Below are 15,323 nucleotides of genomic sequence, written 5' to 3' on the forward strand. Positions count from 1 at the left end.
GGCATAGGGTTGCGGGCATGACCGAGCTGCGCATCGACGTCACGGTACCCCCGTCCGGGTCCGGATGCCGGGAGTGCGAGGAACTGGGCGGCTGGTGGGTGCACCTGCGCCGGTGCGCCGGGTGCGGGCACGTCGGATGCTGCGACACCTCGCTCGGACGGCACGCGACGGCGCACTTCCGTTCGACGGGCCACGCGGTGGTGCAGAGCTTCGAGCCCGGCGAGGACTGGTTCTGGGACTACGCGAAAGAAGAGCTCGTCGACGGACCCGAGCTCGCGCCGCCCTCCTCCCGGCCGGAGCAGCAGCCGAGTCCCGGCCCCGCGGATCGCGTGCCCGACGACTGGCGCCGGCGGCTCGCGCTCCGCGACCGCGCGGAGGCGGAGGGCTGATCCCGGGTCAGGCGGGCGCCATGTCGGCGAACCGGGAGAAGGCGCCCTGGAAGGCGACCGTGATCGTGCCGGTGGGGCCGTTGCGGTGCTTGGCGATGATGAGGTCGGCTTCGCCGGGACGCGACGACTCCTTCTCGTAGGCCGACTCGCGGTGCAGCAGGATCACCATGTCGGCGTCCTGCTCGAGCGACCCGGATTCGCGGAGGTCCGAGAGGGCGGGCTTCTTGTCGACGCGCTGCTCCGGGCCACGGTTCAGCTGGGACAGCGCGATCACCGGCACCTGCAGCTCCTTCGCGAGCAGCTTCAGCGCACGGGAGAACTCGGACACCTCCTGCTGGCGGCTCTCGACCTTCTTGCCCGAGGTCATGAGCTGCAGGTAGTCGATCACGATGAGCTTGAGGCCGGCCTTCTGCTTGAGGCGGCGGCATTTCGCGCGGATCTCGACGAGCGTCATGTTGGGGCTGTCGTCGATGTAGAGCGGCGCGTCGGCGATGCGTCCGCGGGTGGAGGCGAGGGTGGTCCAGTCGTCGGGGCGCACGTCTCCCTTGCGCAGCTTCTGCAGGAAGATGTTCGACTCGGCCGACAGCAGTCGCATCGCGATCTCGCTGCGGCCCATCTCGAGCGAGAAGAAGATCGCCGGCAGGTCGTTGGTGATGGCCGCCGCCCGGGCGAAGTCGAGCGCGAGCGTCGACTTGCCGAGCGCGGGACGCGCCGCGATGAGGATGAGCTGGCCCGGGTGGAGGCCGTTGGTGAGCGCGTCGAGCTCGGTGAACCCCGTCGGCACGCCGAGCATCTGACCGTCGCGACCGCTCGCGTGCTCGATCTCCTCGGTCGCCGCCTCGATCGCCTGCACGAGCGGCACGTAGTCCTCGGCCTCGACTCCCCCCGCGACCCCGTAGATCTCGGCCTGCGCGTTGTTGACCAGGTCGGTGACCTCGCCCTCGCTCGCGTAGCCCATCTGCACGATGCGGGTGCCCGCCTCGACGAGGCGCCGCAGCACCGCCTTCTCGGCGACGATCGAGGCGTAGTAGCCGGCGTTGGCCGCGGTCGGCACGAGACCGGTGAGCGTGTGCAGGTACTCGGGACCGCCCGCCCGCTGCAGGTTGCCCGTCTTGGTCAGCTCGTCGGTGACGGCGATGACGTCGGTGGGCTCGCCGTGCGAGTACAGGGTGAGGATCGCCTCGAAGATGATCTCGTGCTTCGGGATGTAGAAGTCGACCGATCGCACGGCTTCGAGCACGTCGGCCACCGCGTCCTTGCTGAGCAGCATGCCGCCGATGGCGCTCTGCTCGGCGAGCAGGTCGTGGGGCGGCGTGCGTTCCCCCTGCCACCCGTCGCGCGGGCGCTCCGCCTCGGATGCGAGACCCAGGTGGGCGATGGACACAGGTGCTCCTTCCCAGCCGGAAACTACGTGTCGCCTCCGACATCGAGGAGCAGGCGCGCCGTCGTTCGGACGAGGTGTGTGGTGGTCGTCGAGGTCGGGTTCCCCGTGCCTGATGCCACGGTAGGCAGCGGGCGATGCGCCTTCAAGACGGCCTGTGGATGGGGCTGTGGATGATCGGCGGGAAACGCCGGGACCCGTGTGCAGAAGGTGTGGAGTAGTCGGTGGAGAACTTGCCATCTTGCGCGGGAAACCGTCCGCTGACCTGCGTTTTCTTCGTACACACCCTGTGTGTAGAAAGATGTCTAGAGTCCCGGTTGAGGGTTGTGAGATTCCACATGCTGCATGTGGAGAAGAGTCTTGACAGGGCGCCCGGGAACACAGTAACGGCGCACCCCCGAAGGGATGCGCCGTCACTCGTGATCGCGTACTACTTGGCCGCGACGACCTCCAGCTGGAGAGCCGCGACGACGTCCTGACGCAGGCGCACGGTGGCCTCGTAGCGGCCCGTCGACTTCACGGCCGAGGAGAGCTCCACGGTCTGCTTGTCGATCGTGCCGAGACCGGCGGCCTCGACCGCCGCCACGACATCCGCCGTCTTGACCGAGCCGAACAGGCGTCCCTCGCGGCCGGCCTTGACCGACAGCTTGATGGGGGCCTCCTCGAGCTTCGCCTTGAGCGCCTGAGCCTCTTCGAGGGTGGCGAGCTCGCGGGCGGAACGGGCCGCCTTGATCTGCTCGACCTGCTTCTCGCCGCCGCGGCTCCAGGCCACGGCGAAGCCCTGCGGGATGAGGTAGTTGCGGGCGTAGCCGTTCTTGACCTCGACGACGTCACCGGCCGAACCGAGGCCGGTCACCTCGGAGGTGAGGATGAGCTTCGACATCAGTACTCCTTAACGGCCCGAGCCCGCGTACGGGAGGAGCGCCATCTCGCGCGCGTTCTTGACGGCGCGGGCGATGAGGCGCTGCTCCTGCACGGAGACACCGGTGATGCGGCGGGCGCGGATCTTGCCGCGCTCCGAGATGAACTTGCGGAGGGTGGCGACGTCCTTGTAGTCGATGACGCCGACCTTGATCGACTTCGCGGGAGCGGCGTTCTTGCCGCCCTTGGCTCCGCGCTTGCGGCGGTCCTGGCCGCCGCTGCTCTTTCCAGCCATTGCTGTTTCCTTAATGAATCTGTGTGCTGATCAGCTGCGGATCAGAACGGGGTCTCGTCGGAGTAGGAGCCGGGGGTGTTCCAGACATCCCCCGAGTCGGCCGGAGCGGATGCCGCCCACGGCTCGTCGGCCACGGCGCCCTGCGAGCGGCCACCGCCCGAACCACCCGCGGCACGGGTGACCTGTGCGGTCGCGTAGCGCAGGCTCGGGCCGATCTCGTCGACCTCCAGCTCGATCGCGGTGCGCTTGTTGCCGTCGCGGTCGTCGTAGGAGCGCTGCTTCAGGCGGCCGGTCGCGATGACGCGGCTTCCCTTCGTCAGCGATCCGGCGACGTGCTCGGCGAACTCACGCCAGCACGAGGCGCGGAGGAACAGCGCTTCGCCGTCCTTCCACTCGTTGCTGGCGCGGTCGAAGCTGCGCGGCGTCGACGCGATCGTGAAGTTCGCGACCGCGAGGCCCGACTGCGTGTAGCGCAGCTCCGGGTCCGCCGTGAGGTTGCCCACGACCGTGATGATCGTCTCGCCGGCCATGGCCTACTCGGCGTCCTTGTCGGCCTTGGCGGCCGGCTTCTCGGCGGGCTTCGCGGCGGCCTTACGGGCCGCCTTCTTGGCCTCGGCCTCGGCGTGCTTGTCGGCACGGGCCACGGCCTCCTCCGCGCGGAGCACCTTGGTGCGCAGCACGGCCTCCGACAGCTTCAGCTGGCGGTCGAGCTCGAGGGTGGCCTCGCTCGTGGCGGTGAAGTTGACGACGGCGTAGATGCCCTCGGCCTTCTTCTTGATCTCGTACGCCAGGCGGCGACGACCCCAGATGTCGACGTTCTCGATGGTGCCACCGTCGTTGCGGATGACGCCGAGGAACTTGTCCAGGCTGGGTGCGACGGTGCGCTCATCGATCTCGGGATCGAGAATCACCATCAACTCGTACTGATGCGTCATTGACCCACCTCCTTCGGACTAGAACGGCTGCAGGATGTCTGCAGCAGGAGGGTTGAATGCATCTGCTCGCACGCGGGCGCGCGGGCAACCTGTCGAGTATAGCCACAGCGCCTGCGCGCTTCCAGTCAGAGCGAGGAGCGGTCCGCCCACCAGGCGCGCAGGCGCGCCTCCGCCTCGTCCGCACCCAGCGGGCCCTCGTCGAGCCGCAGCTCGAGCAGGTAGCGGTACGCCTCGCCCACCTCGGGGCCGGGACGGATGCCGAGGATCGCCATGATCGCCTCGCCGTCGAGGTCGGGCCGGATCGCGGCGAGCTCCTCCTCCTCCGCGAGCGTCGCGATCCGCTCCTCGAGCTCGTCGTAGGCGTGCTGCAGACGGGCGGCCTTCCGCTGGTTGCGGGTCGTCACGTCGGCGCGGGAGAGGATGTGCAGCCGCTCGAGCTGCTCCCCCGCGTCGCGCACGTAGCGGCGCACCGCCGCGTCCGTCCAGGATGTGTCGGCGTATCCGAAGAATCGCAGGTGCAGGCGGATGAGGGTGGCGACCGCCTTGATCGTGTCGCCGTCGAAGCGCAGCTCGCGCAGCCGCTTGGTCGCGAGCTTCGCCCCGAGCACGTCGTGGTGGTGGAAGCTGACCGCCCCGCCCGGCTCGATGCGGCGCGTCGCCGGCTTGCCGATGTCGTGCAGCAGCACCGCCAGCCGCAGCACGAGGTCGGGCCGGTGCCCGCGCGAGCGCTCCAGCGCGATCGCCTGGGTCAGCGCGGTCAGCGAATGCTCGTAGACGTCCTTGTGATGCGCGTGCTCGTCGATCTCGAGGCGCAGCGCCGGGATCTCCGGCAGCACGAGCTCGGCCAGTCCCGTGTCGACCAGCACCCGCATGCCGACCACGGGGTCGGGCGAGAGCAGCAGCTTGGTCAGCTCCTCGCCCACCCGCTCGGCCGAGACGATGGCGATGCGATCGGCGAGCGCCGCGGTCGCGTCGGCGGTGGCCGGGTCGAGCGCGAACCCGAGCTGCGAGGTGAACCGGGCGCCGCGCAGCATCCGCAGCGGATCGTCCCCGAAGGAGACCTCGGGTTCGATGGGCGTGCGCAGCCGCTTCGCGAGCAGGTCCTCCAGCCCCCCCGAGGGGTCGACGAGCACCTTCTCGGGAAGGCGCAGAGCCATGGCGTTCACGGTGAAGTCGCGGCGCAGCAGGTCGCCCTCGAGCGAGTCGCCGAAGGCGACGACCGGCTTGCGGGTCTCGCCGTCGTACACGTCGGAGCGGTAGGTGGTGATCTCGACCGTGTCGTCGCCGAGCCGCGCGCCGATGGTGCCGAACGCGCGGCCGATGTCCCAGTGGGCGTCGGCGAGCGGGGCGACGAGGCCCAGGATCTCGTCGGGCGTCGCGGACGTGGCGAAGTCGAGGTCGTGCGACTCCCGGCCGAGGAAGGCGTCGCGCACCGGACCCCCCACGAGCGCGAGCTCGAAGCCCGCCTCGGCGAAGCGATCCGCCAGCCGACGGATGCGGGGCGAGTCGGCGAGGGCGCCGAGCCGCTCGACCGCTGTCGCGACGGGTTGCATAGCGGTCGAGTCTAGACTTTCGACCATGTCGGCCGTGTGGAACGTGAGCGCTCCGCTGTGCCGTTGACCCTCGGCCGCGCGGGACGCGCCTTCGCCTCGACGCTCCTCGCGACGGGTCTCGTCGCGGGCTCCGCAGCCGTCGGATGGGCGGCATCCGGTCCCGACGCGTCCGACCCCCGCACGCAGCCCGCGAGCGCGGCGATCACGCCCGGCTCGGGGCCGGTCTCGGCGTCGATCGTGATGCCCGTCACGCTGCCCACGACCACCACCGGGCTGGTGTCGGCCGACGATCTCGAGCGGTACACCGGCCCGTTCGGCTCGCTCACGCGTCAGCTCGACGCGGCCGCGGGAACCCCCGTCGCCATCGGGCTCGATCCGATGATCCTCGCCTCCATCCGGGTGCTCGGCGCCTCCGCTCCCGAGTCGGCCACGCAGTGGCTGGCACGGCTGCAGGCGACCTCGAACGAGGTCTTCCTGCTGGCCTACGGCGACGCGGACCTGGTGGCCGCCGCCCGCACGGGCACCATGGCCGACCTCGCCCCGAGCGGATTCGGCTTCGTCCTCGACGAGGCCGACTTCTCCGAGGCGCAGACGGCGACGCCCACGCCCGCACCGAGCGCCACGACGCAGCCGGATCCGGATGCCGCCCCGCCGTATCCGAGCACCGACGACCTCCTCGCCTGGACGACCGAGCTCCCGCGGATCGCCTGGCCGGGCGAGGATGTCGGCTCCGCCGACCTGGCCGCGCTCGCCTCCGCCGGCTACGCGGACGTCATCGTGCCGTCCTCCTCGGCGGGGGACCCGACCGCACCCCTGATCGCCCTCGACGGGATCCAGGGCATCGTCGCCGACGACGAGCTGTCCGACCTGCTGGGCGCCGCCATCACCGAGGGCTCCCCCGCGGCGCGGACGGCGGCACTCGACGCGCTCGACGCGGCCTTCGCCGCCGAGACGGCCGCGCATCCGGGGCGCGGCGTGGTGCTCACCGTCGACCGCGGGTGGCCCTACGCCCTCCCCGGCCTCGCCGACGCGCTCGCGCGCCTGGATGCCACGGCATCCGTCGGGCTCGTGACGCTCGGCGACATCCTGGCGACCGCCGCCGTCCCGGGTGGCATCGACGACGGCACGGCGACCCCGGATCGGGATGCCGTGTTCACGGGGCTGGCCGACGACGCCGCCGCCGAGACGTCGTTCTCGACCGTGCTCGACGACCCGTCGGTGCTGCTCGACGAGCGCCGCCTGGAGCGGATCGCGCTCTACGGGCTCGCCTGGACCGCCTCGACGAGCGCGTGGGACCGGGCCGTCTCCGACTTCCACACCCGTTCGGCCGAGATCCAGAGCTCGGTGCAGCTGCAGTCCGGCAGCGACGTGGCGCTCCTGGCCCGCAACGCCGAGTTCAAGGTCGCCGTCAGCAATTCCCTGCCCTACGCGGTGACCGTGCGGGTGGTGGTCGACCCCCAGAGCCCGATCCTGCGGGCGGACCGGGCGATCGACCTCACGGTCGAGCCCGAGTCGACGGGCACCGCGCTCGTCCCCGTCGAGGCGGTCGCGAACGGCGAGGTCGAGGTGCTCACCTCGATCACCAGCCCGACCGGGGTGCCGCTCGACTCCGGGCACGCGAGCGTCACGGTGCACGCGGAATGGGAGGGCATCGGCACCCTCGTGATCGTGATCGTGCTGGCCCTGGTCTTCGCGGCGGGCATCCTGCGGCTCGTGATCACCCGGCGCCGCGCACGTGCGGAGCGCCGCGCAGGCGCCGAGGCGGCCGAGACCGCCGAGACGAGCCATGACTGACACCACGGCATCCCGCGGCGGCATCGGCCGCGCGAGCGCGGTGATCGCCTCGGGCACGCTCGTCTCGCGGGCTCTCGGATTCGTCAGCGCCACCGTGCTCGTGTGGACGATCGGCGTGCAGAACCCCGCGGCCAACGCGTTCTCGCTGGCCAACACGCTGCCGACCAACATCTACGCGCTCATCGCCGGCGGTCTCACGAGCGCCGTGATCGTGCCGCAGATCGTGCGCGCGGCCGGTCACGACGACGGGGGGCAGGCCTTCGTCAACCGGCTCGTGACCCTCGGCCTCACGCTCTTCCTCGGAATCGGCGTGCTCGCGACGGTGGCGTCGCCGCTGCTCATCGCGCTGTACTCGAGCGACCGGGCGTCGGGCGCCCTCGGGCCGTCCGGCGTGGCGCTCGCCGTCTCGTTCGGCTACTGGTGCCTGCCGCAGGTGTTCTTCTACGCGAGCTACGCCCTGCTCGGCGAGGTGCTCAACGCCCGCAAGGTGTTCGGACCGTTCACCTGGGCCCCGGTCGCCAACAACGTGGTGCTCATCACGTCGTTGCTGATCTTCGGGGCGGTGTTCGGCACCGACCCCGCGCACGCGGACCCCTCCGGCTGGACCTCCGAGCAGATCGCGCTGCTCGGTGGCGGCGCGACGCTCGGCATCGCGGTGCAGGCGCTCGTGCTCGTCGCCTTCTGGCGCAGGACCGGGTTCGGATTCCGGCCCGACTTCCGCTGGCGCGGCGTCGGCCTCGGCTCGACCGGGCGGATGGCCGGCTGGACGTTCGGCATGATCCTCATCACCCAGTTGACGATCATCGTGCAGACCAACGTCGCGAGCCTCGCCGGCGAGGGCGACCCGTCGATCGCCGTGCTGAACCTCGCCTGGCTGCTGTTCATGCTGCCGCACTCGATCCTCGCGCTGTCGGTCGCGACCCCCTACTTCACGCGGATGAGCGGGCACGCGCAGGCGGGTGACGTCGCGGGCGTCCGCGACGACCTGTCGAGCAGCCTGCGCAGCATCCTGCTGCTCGTGGTCGGAGGCGGCGCAGCGGTCGGCGCGGCGGCCATCCCGCTCGCGGCGTTCTTCGGCTCCGACCCGGCGAGCGTCGTCGGGATCTCCTCCGTGCTGCTCGCCTACCTCGTGGGACTCGTGCCGTTCTCCACGATGTTCGTGCTGCAGCGTGCGTTCTTCGCGCTCGGCGACACCCGCACCCCGTTCTTCATCCAGCTCGCGCAGGGAGCCACCGTCACGCTCGCGCTGATCGTCGTGGCGGTCGTCGTGGCGCCCCTGCGCCCCGACCTCGTGGGCGTGGGCGTCGCCCTCTGCACGTCGATCGCGAGCACCGTGCAGGCGCTCGTGCTGGCGCTCGTGCTGCGTCGTCGTCTGCACGGCATCGACGCGCCGCGCGTGCTCGTGCGTCTCGGGTTGTTCCTGGCCGCCGCCGTCGTGGCGATCGGCGCGGGGGTGGGCGTGCTCGCCCTGCTCGGAGGGTTCGACGCCGGCTTCGCGGTGGCCGACCGTGCATCCGCATTCGCGTCGATCGTGCTGGTCGGCGGCACGGTGCTCGCCGTCTACGCCCTCGCCCTGCTGGCGACCCGGGTGCCGGAGGCCCGCGCCGCCATCGGGCCCCTGCGACGCATCGTCGGCCGACGCTGATCGGATGCCGCCCGGTGTCACCGGGAGGACGGAATGCCGCCGACCTAGGATGTGTTGTACCTCGCGACCCCCTCGACAGGAGAGATTCGGTGCGACACCTCATCATCATCGGCTCGGGACCCGCCGGCTACACCGCCGCCATCTACGCCGCCCGCGCCAACCTCGAGCCGCTCGTGATCGCCAGCTCCGTGGAGTTCGGCGGCGAGCTCATGAAGACCACCGAGGTCGAGAACTTCCCCGGCTTCCCGGAGGGCATCATGGGTCCCGAGCTGATGACCCGGATGCAGGAGCAGGCGGAGCGCTTCGGGGCCGAGATCGTCTACGACGACGTGGTCTCGCTCGAGCTCGAAGGCCCCGTCAAGCGCGTCACCCTCGGTGACGGCTCGGTGCACGAGGCGCACGCGGTGATCTACGCGACCGGCTCGGCCTACCGCAAGCTCGGCATCCCCGACGAGGAGCGCCTCTCGGGCTACGGCGTCTCCTGGTGCGCCACCTGCGACGGCGCCTTCTTCCGTCAGAAGAAGGTCGCGGTCATCGGCGGCGGCGACTCCGCCCTCGAGGAGGCCACCTTCCTCACCCGCTTCGCCGACGTCGTGTACCTCATCCACCGCCGCGACAGCTTCCGCGCCTCCGCGGCCATGCAGGAGCGCGCGTTCGCCGACCCGAAGATCCAGGTCATCTGGAACAACGAGGTGGCCCACATCTACGGCGACGAGAAGGTCACGGGCATCGGCATCGTCAACACCGTCGACGGAACCGAGACCACTCTCGACGTGCAGGGCATGTTCGTTGCCATCGGCGCCGACCCGCGCACGCACCTCGTGCACGGTCAGCTCGATCTCGCGCCCGAGGGCACCATCGCGGTCGAGGGCCGCAGCTCGAAGACGAGCCTGCCGGGCGTCTTCGCCGCGGGCGACGTGGTCGACCCCACCTACAAGCAGGCCGCGACCGCGGCCGGTTCCGGCGTCGTCGCCGCCCTCGACGCCGAGCACTACCTGGCCGACATCGCGGATGCCGAGAAGGCCGAACTGGTCGCCACCCCCCGTTGATCGACTAGCCGCGCAGCGGCGTGCCGAGATCGCCGCCCCATCGAAAGGAATCACATGTCCACCAAGGCCGTCACCGACGCCACCTTCGCCGACGAGGTCCTCGCCTCCGACAAGCCGATCATGGTCGACTTCTGGGCCACCTGGTGCGGCCCGTGTCGCGCCGTCTCGCCGATCCTCGACAAGATCGCCGAGGAGCACGCGGACAAGATCTCGATCGTGAAGCTCGACGTCGACGACAACCCCGAGACCGCGATGAAGTACGGCATCACCTCGATCCCCGCGATGTACGTCTTCCAGAACGGCGAGGTCGTCAAGCGCGTCATCGGCGCGAAGCCGAAGCCGGCCCTCGAGGCGGACCTCGCGGAGTTCCTGGCGTAGGCCACCCCGCACCTCGCGGCCCCCGTTCCCCTGTCGGAGCGGGGGCCGCCGTGTTTCTGCGGCTACCCTGGTACGCACTGACCGAACGGATACGTCATGCACGACACCCAGGGCACCAACCTCGACCCGTGGTACGGCCACTACGCCGCCCGCACGGCCGGCCTGGCCGCGTCCGAGGTCCGAGCCCTCTTCGCCGTCGCGAGCCGACCCGAGGTGGTCTCGCTCGCGGGCGGCATGCCCTACGTGTCGGCGCTCCCCCGCGAGCTCGTCGAGACCGCCGCGCTCCGCACGGTCGCCGATCAGGGCGCCGTGGCGCTGCAGTACGGATCCGGTCAGGGCATCCCGCACCTGCGCGAGCACATTCTCGAGGTGATGGCGCTCGAGGGGATCCACGGCTCGGTCGACGACGTCGTCGTCACGACCGGGTCGCAGCACGCGCTCGAGCTGCTCGCGAAGCTGTTCCTCGACCCGGGAGACGTCGTCATCGCCGAGGGGCCGAGCTACGTCACCGCCATCACGGTGTTCCGGTCGTTCCAGGCCGAGACGATCCATTCGCCGATGGACGCCGACGGGCTGAACCCCCAGGGCCTGCGCGAGACGATCGCGCGCGTCAAGGCGGACGGCAAGCGCATCAAGTTCCTCTACATGATCCCGAGCTTCCAGAACCCGATGGGTGTCACCCTCACCTGGGAGCGGCGCGTCGAGATCCTCGAGATCGCGCGCGCCGAGGGCATTCTGGTGCTCGAAGACAACCCTTACGGGTTGCTCTACTTCGATCAGGCGCCGCCGCCGGCCATCCGGTCGATCGACGACGAGGGCGTCGTGTACCTCGGCACCTTCTCGAAGACCCTCGCCCCCGGCTTGCGGGTGGGATGGGCCATCGCGCCGCACGCCATCCGCGAGAAGCTCGTGCTGGCGAACGAGGCCGCCGTCCTCTCGCCCTCCTCGTTCTCGCAGACGGTCATCTCGGAGTACATGGACACGGCCGACTGGCGCGGCCAGATCGACACCTTCCGCGGGGTCTACCGCGAGCGGCGCGACGCCATGCTGTCGGCGCTGCACGACCACCTGCCCGGCATGAGCTGGACCGTGCCGAACGGCGGGTTCTACGTCTGGTTGACGATGCCCGAGCACCTGGACTCGAAGGCCATGCTTCCCCGCGCGGTCAAGGAGCTCGTCGCCTACACCCCGGGGACGGCGTTCTACGCCGACGGCAACGGACGTCGCAACATGCGGCTCTCGTTCTGCTACCCGCAGCCCGACTTCATCCGCGAGGGCATCCGCCGGCTCGCGACCGTGATCAACGGCGAGCTCGCGCTGCTCGGCGAGTTCTCGCAGACCGCGCCGCTGCCCATCGTGCCGGCCGAGCGGGACGTGCTGCCGCCGTACGCCGGTTGACCGGAGGTTCCGCATGACCGAGACACCGCTCCACATCGTCGTGCTCGCCGGTGGGATCTCGCACGAGCGCGACGTCTCGCTGCGCTCGGGCCGCCGGGTCGCCGACGCACTGAGCGGGCACGGGGCTCACGTCGAGCTCCGGGATCCCGATGCGACGCTGCTCGCCTACCTCCGCGACACCCGTCCCGACGTGGTGTGGCCTGCGCTGCACGGTGCGAGCGGTGAGGACGGCGCGCTGCGCGGGCTGCTCGAGTTCCTGGGTGTGCCGTTCGTCGGCTCGCGCTCGGGCGCGGCGCGCCTCGCGTGGGACAAGCCGACCGCGAAGGTCGTCGCCGAGCGCGCCGGCGTGATGACCCCGCGGTCGATCACCCTGCCCCGCGACGCCTTCCGCGAACTGGGCGCGGATGCCGTCTTCGAGGCGATCGCCGACGAACTGCCGGTACCGCTCGTGGTGAAGCCGGCACGCGGAGGTTCCGCACAGGGCGTCACGATCGTCGAGGAGCGCCCCGACCTCCCCCGTGCGATGGTCGACGCGTACACCTACGGCGACGTCGCGCTCGTCGAGCAGTGCATCCGCGGCACCGAGGTGGCGGTGGGCATCATCGACACCGGCGACGGCCCCGTCGCCCTCCCCGCGGTCGAGATCGAGCCCCTCTCGGGCGTCTACAGCTTCGAGGCCCGCTACAACGCGGGCGAGACGCGTTTCTATGTGCCCGCCCGCCTCGACGACGAGGTGGCGTCCCGGGCGGCGGACGCCGCCCTCGCCGCGCATCGGGCGCTCGGCATGCGTCACATCTCGCGGGTCGATCTCATCATCGACGGAGCCGGGACGCCCTGGTTCCTCGAGGCGAACGTGCTGCCGGGTCTCACCGAGACCTCGTTGCTGCCGCAGGCGCTCGAGGCGGCCGGGCACGACCTCGGGTGGATCTACGCCGCCCTCGCCGAAGACGCGCGACGAGAGGGCTGATCGCCCTCTGACCAGGGTTTTTCAGCGACCCTCGAACGGATCCTGACCGAGCTCCGCGAGGATGCGATTGAGGTCGCCCACGGTCGCGAAGTCGATCACGATCGTTCCCTTGCTCGCACCGAGCGAGATCTTCACCCGGGTGTCGAGGCGATCGCCGAGGCGCTCGGCGATCTCGGCGAGGTGATCCTGGCGCTTGCCCGCGGAGGGCTTGGCGGGCTTCGTCGGACGACCCTCGGCGACGGCCGCCGCGGCCTCCGCCGCACGCACGGACAGGTCCTCGTTGACGATCTTGTCCGCGAGCTTCTCCATCGCCGCGTCGCCGCCGACCGAGAGGATGGCACGCGCGTGGCCCGCGGTCAGCACGCCGGCCGCCACACGACGCTGCACCGACTGCGGCAGGCGCAGCAGGCGGAGGGTGTTGGTGATCTGCGGGCGCGACCGACCGATCCGATCGGCGAGCTGCTCCTGGGTGATGCCGAAGTCCTCGAGCAGCTGCTTGTAGGCCGACGCCTCCTCGAGCGCGTTGAGCTCCGCACGGTGCAGGTTCTCGAGCAGGGCGTCGCGCAGCATCGCGTCGTCGTCGGTGTTGCGCACGATCGCCGGGATGGCCTCGAGGCCCGCGGCCTTCGAGGCGCGCAACCGACGCTCGCCCATGATGAGCTCGTACTGGGGCTCCCCCGCCGCGGCGCCGGGACGCGGGCGCACGACGATCGGCTGCAGCACGCCGAACTCCCGCACCGACACGATGAGCTCGTCGAGCTCCTCCTGGCGGAACTCGTGGCGGGGCTGCTGCGGGTTCGGCACGATGTCCGAGGGAGACAGGCTCGCGAGCCGCGCACCGGGCACCGCCACCAGCTCGGCGTGATCGTCGGCCGAGGGGAAGAAGACGTCGACGGGCCGCTCGGCGTGGTCGTCGGAGGTCGGGATGAGGGCCCCGATACCGCGGCCCAGTCCGGTGCGCTTGGGGGCTGCCATCAGTTCTCCTCCTGCTTGGTCGCACCGCGCCGGGCGATCTCGGCCGCGGCCTCACGATACGACAGGGAGCCGGGCGAATTGAGGTCGTAGCTGATGACGCTCTGGCCGTAGCTCGGAGCCTCCGAGATGCGGACGGAGCGGGGGATCAGCGTGTCGAGCACCTCCGCGGGGAAATGCTGACGCACCTCCTCGACGACCTGGTGGGCGAGGTTGGTGCGGGAATCGTACATCGTGAGCAGGATCGTCGAGACGGCGAGCTCCGGATTGAGGTGGCGCTCGATCAGCTTGATGTTGTTGAGGAGCTGCGACAGGCCTTCGAGCGCGTAGTACTCGCACTGGATGGGGATCAGCACCTCCTTCGCGGCGACGAACGCGTTGATGGTGAGCAGTCCGAGCGACGGCGGGCAGTCGATGAAGACGTAGTGCGGGGGTGCGTCGCTCTCCTCGATGTAGGTCTCGAGCGCGGACCGCAGCCGCTGCTCGCGTGCCACCATCGACACGAGCTCGATCTCGGCTCCGGCGAGATGGATCGTCGCGGGGATGCAGTCCAGGCCCTCGAACTCCGGGCTCGACTGCACGACCTCGCGCATCGCCACATCGTTGATGATGACGTCGTAGACGCTGACCGTCTCCGAGCGGTGTTCGACCCCGAGAGCCGTCGAGGCGTTGCCCTGCGGGTCGAGGTCGATCACGAGCACGCGCGCGCCGGACTGGGCGAGCGCGGCTGCGAGATTGACGGCGGTGGTCGTCTTGCCGACGCCGCCCTTCTGGTTCGCCACGGTGAAGACGCGGGTCTTCTCGGGTAGCGGGAACGACTCGGCGGCGAGCGCGAGTCGACGTCGGGTGATCTCGGCGACTTCGCGCGCGAGCGGCGTCGACGCGTCGAAGGGACTGGGGGTGGTCACGACTCCCTTTCGGTGTTTCACGTGAAACATCGCGGCCGTCGGACCGCGACTCTCCACTGTAATCGCCCGAGCCGCCGAACGACTCCCCGATACACCGCCCGCCGCGCCGACCCCCGCGGGTTGAGTGGCCGCGCAGCGGCGTATCGAAACCCACGGGTACGCCAGACCAGCCGTGCCCGCCCCACCGGCGAGGTGAATGAAAGCACCTCCCCCATCTCGCGGGTCGAGTAGCCGCGCAGTGGCGAATCGAATCCCATACACACGAATCACCGGTCTCGATGCACCGCGCTGCGCGCGGCACTCGACCAGGGGGACGTCCGAAGCGGCACTCGGCCAAGGACGTCACGTTCACTCACCTCGATCGAATCGCTTCTTGCTCAACGCCGGCAGCAGATGCTGCTCCCCGCGGATCAGCGCCTCCCGTTTCGCACGCGACCACCCCTGCACCCGCTTCTCCACCGCGAACGCCTCGCCGATGTTGGCGCGCTCCTGCACGAAGACGCGCTCCACCCGCATCCGGCGACGGGTGTACTCGCTCCCCTCTCCCGCCGCGTGCTGATGCATGCGAGCCTCGAGGTTGCGAGCGGAGCCGACCTAGTAGCTCCTGTCGGAGCACCGCAGGATGTACATGGCGATCATGCGGAGATGGTGCCTGCTCTCGAGAGGCGCCGCAATCGCGCCGGAGCTTTCCTGTGGAGTGGGCGATAGATCGACGACTCGTGAGGGGTCGTGTCCACCGCGCTCTCGCGGGTCGCTCGCTCCGGCGGTGGCTCGGGGTTTCGATACGCCGCTGCGCGG

The 15,323-nt window shown here is 70.4% G+C and carries 15 protein-coding genes and 1 pseudogene; 7 read left to right on the top strand and 9 right to left on the bottom strand.

The features are described from left to right. The first annotated feature begins 17 nt into the window (after positions 1-17). The gene (locus NUH29_RS10915) at positions 18-389 is read left to right on the top strand and encodes a UBP-type zinc finger domain-containing protein (RefSeq protein ID WP_258799151.1); all 372 of its coding nucleotides are present in this window, start codon (positions 18-20) and stop codon (positions 387-389) included. A gap of 7 nt (positions 390-396) precedes the next feature. Here NUH29_RS10915 and dnaB read toward each other — a convergent pair whose 3' ends face one another. The 6 genes from dnaB to NUH29_RS10945 form a co-directional block, all read right to left on the bottom strand. After that, on the bottom strand, positions 397-1,773 hold the full coding sequence (gene dnaB / locus NUH29_RS10920) for a replicative DNA helicase (RefSeq protein ID WP_258799152.1): 1,377 nt from the start codon (positions 1,771-1,773) through the stop codon (positions 397-399). A 427-nt stretch (positions 1,774-2,200) separates the two neighbouring features. After that, on the bottom strand, positions 2,201-2,653 hold the full coding sequence (gene rplI, locus NUH29_RS10925) for a 50S ribosomal protein L9 (protein ID WP_258799153.1): 453 nt from the start codon (positions 2,651-2,653) through the stop codon (positions 2,201-2,203). 9 nt (positions 2,654-2,662) lie between these two features. Then, on the bottom strand, positions 2,663-2,926 hold the full coding sequence (gene rpsR, locus NUH29_RS10930) for a 30S ribosomal protein S18 (protein WP_187675098.1): 264 nt from the start codon (positions 2,924-2,926) through the stop codon (positions 2,663-2,665). A gap of 41 nt (positions 2,927-2,967) precedes the next feature. Next, complete coding sequence (locus tag NUH29_RS10935; RefSeq protein ID WP_258799155.1) at positions 2,968-3,456, bottom strand: single-stranded DNA-binding protein; 489 nt, start codon at positions 3,454-3,456, stop codon at positions 2,968-2,970. 3 nt (positions 3,457-3,459) lie between these two features. Then, positions 3,460-3,861 (bottom strand): 30S ribosomal protein S6, encoded by a 402-nt coding sequence (gene rpsF, locus NUH29_RS10940; protein ID WP_258799156.1) that lies wholly within the window; start codon positions 3,859-3,861, stop codon positions 3,460-3,462. 125 nt (positions 3,862-3,986) lie between these two features. Next, the gene (locus tag NUH29_RS10945; protein WP_258799157.1) at positions 3,987-5,414 is read right to left on the bottom strand and encodes a CCA tRNA nucleotidyltransferase; all 1,428 of its coding nucleotides are present in this window, start codon (positions 5,412-5,414) and stop codon (positions 3,987-3,989) included. A 63-nt stretch (positions 5,415-5,477) separates the two neighbouring features. On the opposite strand from NUH29_RS10945, the gene NUH29_RS10950 reads away from it, so the two are divergent. From NUH29_RS10950 to NUH29_RS10975, 6 genes are all read left to right on the top strand, one after another. Then, a complete protein-coding gene (locus NUH29_RS10950) occupies positions 5,478-7,208 on the top strand; it encodes a DUF6049 family protein (protein WP_258799158.1) in 1,731 nt (576 codons plus the stop codon). After that, positions 7,201-8,853 (top strand): murein biosynthesis integral membrane protein MurJ, encoded by a 1,653-nt coding sequence (murJ, locus tag NUH29_RS10955; protein ID WP_258799159.1) that lies wholly within the window; start codon positions 7,201-7,203, stop codon positions 8,851-8,853. The genes NUH29_RS10950 and murJ overlap by 8 nt, the downstream gene beginning before the upstream one ends. Positions 8,854-8,942: 89 nt before the next feature. Continuing rightward, the gene (trxB, locus tag NUH29_RS10960) at positions 8,943-9,902 is read left to right on the top strand and encodes a thioredoxin-disulfide reductase (protein WP_258799160.1); all 960 of its coding nucleotides are present in this window, start codon (positions 8,943-8,945) and stop codon (positions 9,900-9,902) included. Between the two features lie 54 nt (positions 9,903-9,956). Then, positions 9,957-10,280, top strand: coding sequence for a thioredoxin (trxA, locus tag NUH29_RS10965; RefSeq protein WP_258799161.1), 324 nt, complete (start codon positions 9,957-9,959; stop codon positions 10,278-10,280). A gap of 96 nt (positions 10,281-10,376) precedes the next feature. After that, positions 10,377-11,678, top strand: a complete 1,302-nt coding sequence (locus NUH29_RS10970; protein WP_258799162.1) for an aminotransferase-like domain-containing protein — start codon at positions 10,377-10,379, stop codon at positions 11,676-11,678. 13 nt (positions 11,679-11,691) lie between these two features. Further along, the gene (locus NUH29_RS10975; RefSeq protein WP_258799163.1) at positions 11,692-12,645 is read left to right on the top strand and encodes a D-alanine--D-alanine ligase family protein; all 954 of its coding nucleotides are present in this window, start codon (positions 11,692-11,694) and stop codon (positions 12,643-12,645) included. A gap of 21 nt (positions 12,646-12,666) precedes the next feature. Here NUH29_RS10975 and NUH29_RS10980 read toward each other — a convergent pair whose 3' ends face one another. The 3 genes and pseudogenes from NUH29_RS10980 to NUH29_RS10990 all read right to left on the bottom strand — a co-directional run. Next, positions 12,667-13,620 carry a ParB/RepB/Spo0J family partition protein gene (locus NUH29_RS10980; RefSeq protein WP_258799164.1) on the bottom strand — a complete coding sequence of 318 codons (954 nt, stop codon included), beginning with the start codon at positions 13,618-13,620 and terminating at the stop codon, positions 12,667-12,669. Continuing rightward, a complete protein-coding gene (locus NUH29_RS10985) occupies positions 13,620-14,555 on the bottom strand; it encodes a ParA family protein (RefSeq protein WP_258799166.1) in 936 nt (311 codons plus the stop codon). Before NUH29_RS10985 ends, NUH29_RS10980 begins: the two co-directional genes overlap by 1 nt. Positions 14,556-14,873: 318 nt before the next feature. Continuing rightward, a pseudogene (locus tag NUH29_RS10990) lies at positions 14,874-15,107 on the bottom strand (GIY-YIG nuclease family protein); the annotation flags it as partial. Positions 15,108-15,323 lie beyond the last annotated feature (216 nt).

Source organism: Protaetiibacter mangrovi (assembly GCF_024752305.1).
In the GTDB taxonomy this organism is placed as follows: Bacteria; Actinomycetota; Actinomycetes; order Actinomycetales; family Microbacteriaceae; genus Homoserinibacter; species Homoserinibacter mangrovi.

What these genes read in the sequence shown, in the direction of transcription:
- NUH29_RS10915 (WP_258799151.1), top strand. Translation starts at nt 18, where the DNA reads ATGACCGAGCTGCGCATCGACGTCACGGTACCCCCGTCCGGGTCCGGA.
- rplI (WP_258799153.1), bottom strand. Translation starts at nt 2,653, where the DNA reads ATGTCGAAGCTCATCCTCACCTCCGAGGTGACCGGCCTCGGTTCGGCC.
- rpsR (WP_187675098.1), bottom strand. Translation starts at nt 2,926, where the DNA reads ATGGCTGGAAAGAGCAGCGGCGGCCAGGACCGCCGCAAGCGCGGAGCC.
- NUH29_RS10935 (WP_258799155.1), bottom strand. Translation starts at nt 3,456, where the DNA reads ATGGCCGGCGAGACGATCATCACGGTCGTGGGCAACCTCACGGCGGAC.
- rpsF (WP_258799156.1), bottom strand. Translation starts at nt 3,861, where the DNA reads ATGACGCATCAGTACGAGTTGATGGTGATTCTCGATCCCGAGATCGAT.
- NUH29_RS10945 (WP_258799157.1), bottom strand. Translation starts at nt 5,414, where the DNA reads ATGCAACCCGTCGCGACAGCGGTCGAGCGGCTCGGCGCCCTCGCCGAC.
- murJ (WP_258799159.1), top strand. Translation starts at nt 7,201, where the DNA reads ATGACTGACACCACGGCATCCCGCGGCGGCATCGGCCGCGCGAGCGCG.
- trxA (WP_258799161.1), top strand. Translation starts at nt 9,957, where the DNA reads ATGTCCACCAAGGCCGTCACCGACGCCACCTTCGCCGACGAGGTCCTC.
- NUH29_RS10970 (WP_258799162.1), top strand. Translation starts at nt 10,377, where the DNA reads ATGCACGACACCCAGGGCACCAACCTCGACCCGTGGTACGGCCACTAC.
- NUH29_RS10975 (WP_258799163.1), top strand. Translation starts at nt 11,692, where the DNA reads ATGACCGAGACACCGCTCCACATCGTCGTGCTCGCCGGTGGGATCTCG.
- NUH29_RS10980 (WP_258799164.1), bottom strand. Translation starts at nt 13,620, where the DNA reads ATGGCAGCCCCCAAGCGCACCGGACTGGGCCGCGGTATCGGGGCCCTC.
- NUH29_RS10985 (WP_258799166.1), bottom strand. Translation starts at nt 14,555, where the DNA reads ATGTTTCACGTGAAACACCGAAAGGGAGTCGTGACCACCCCCAGTCCC.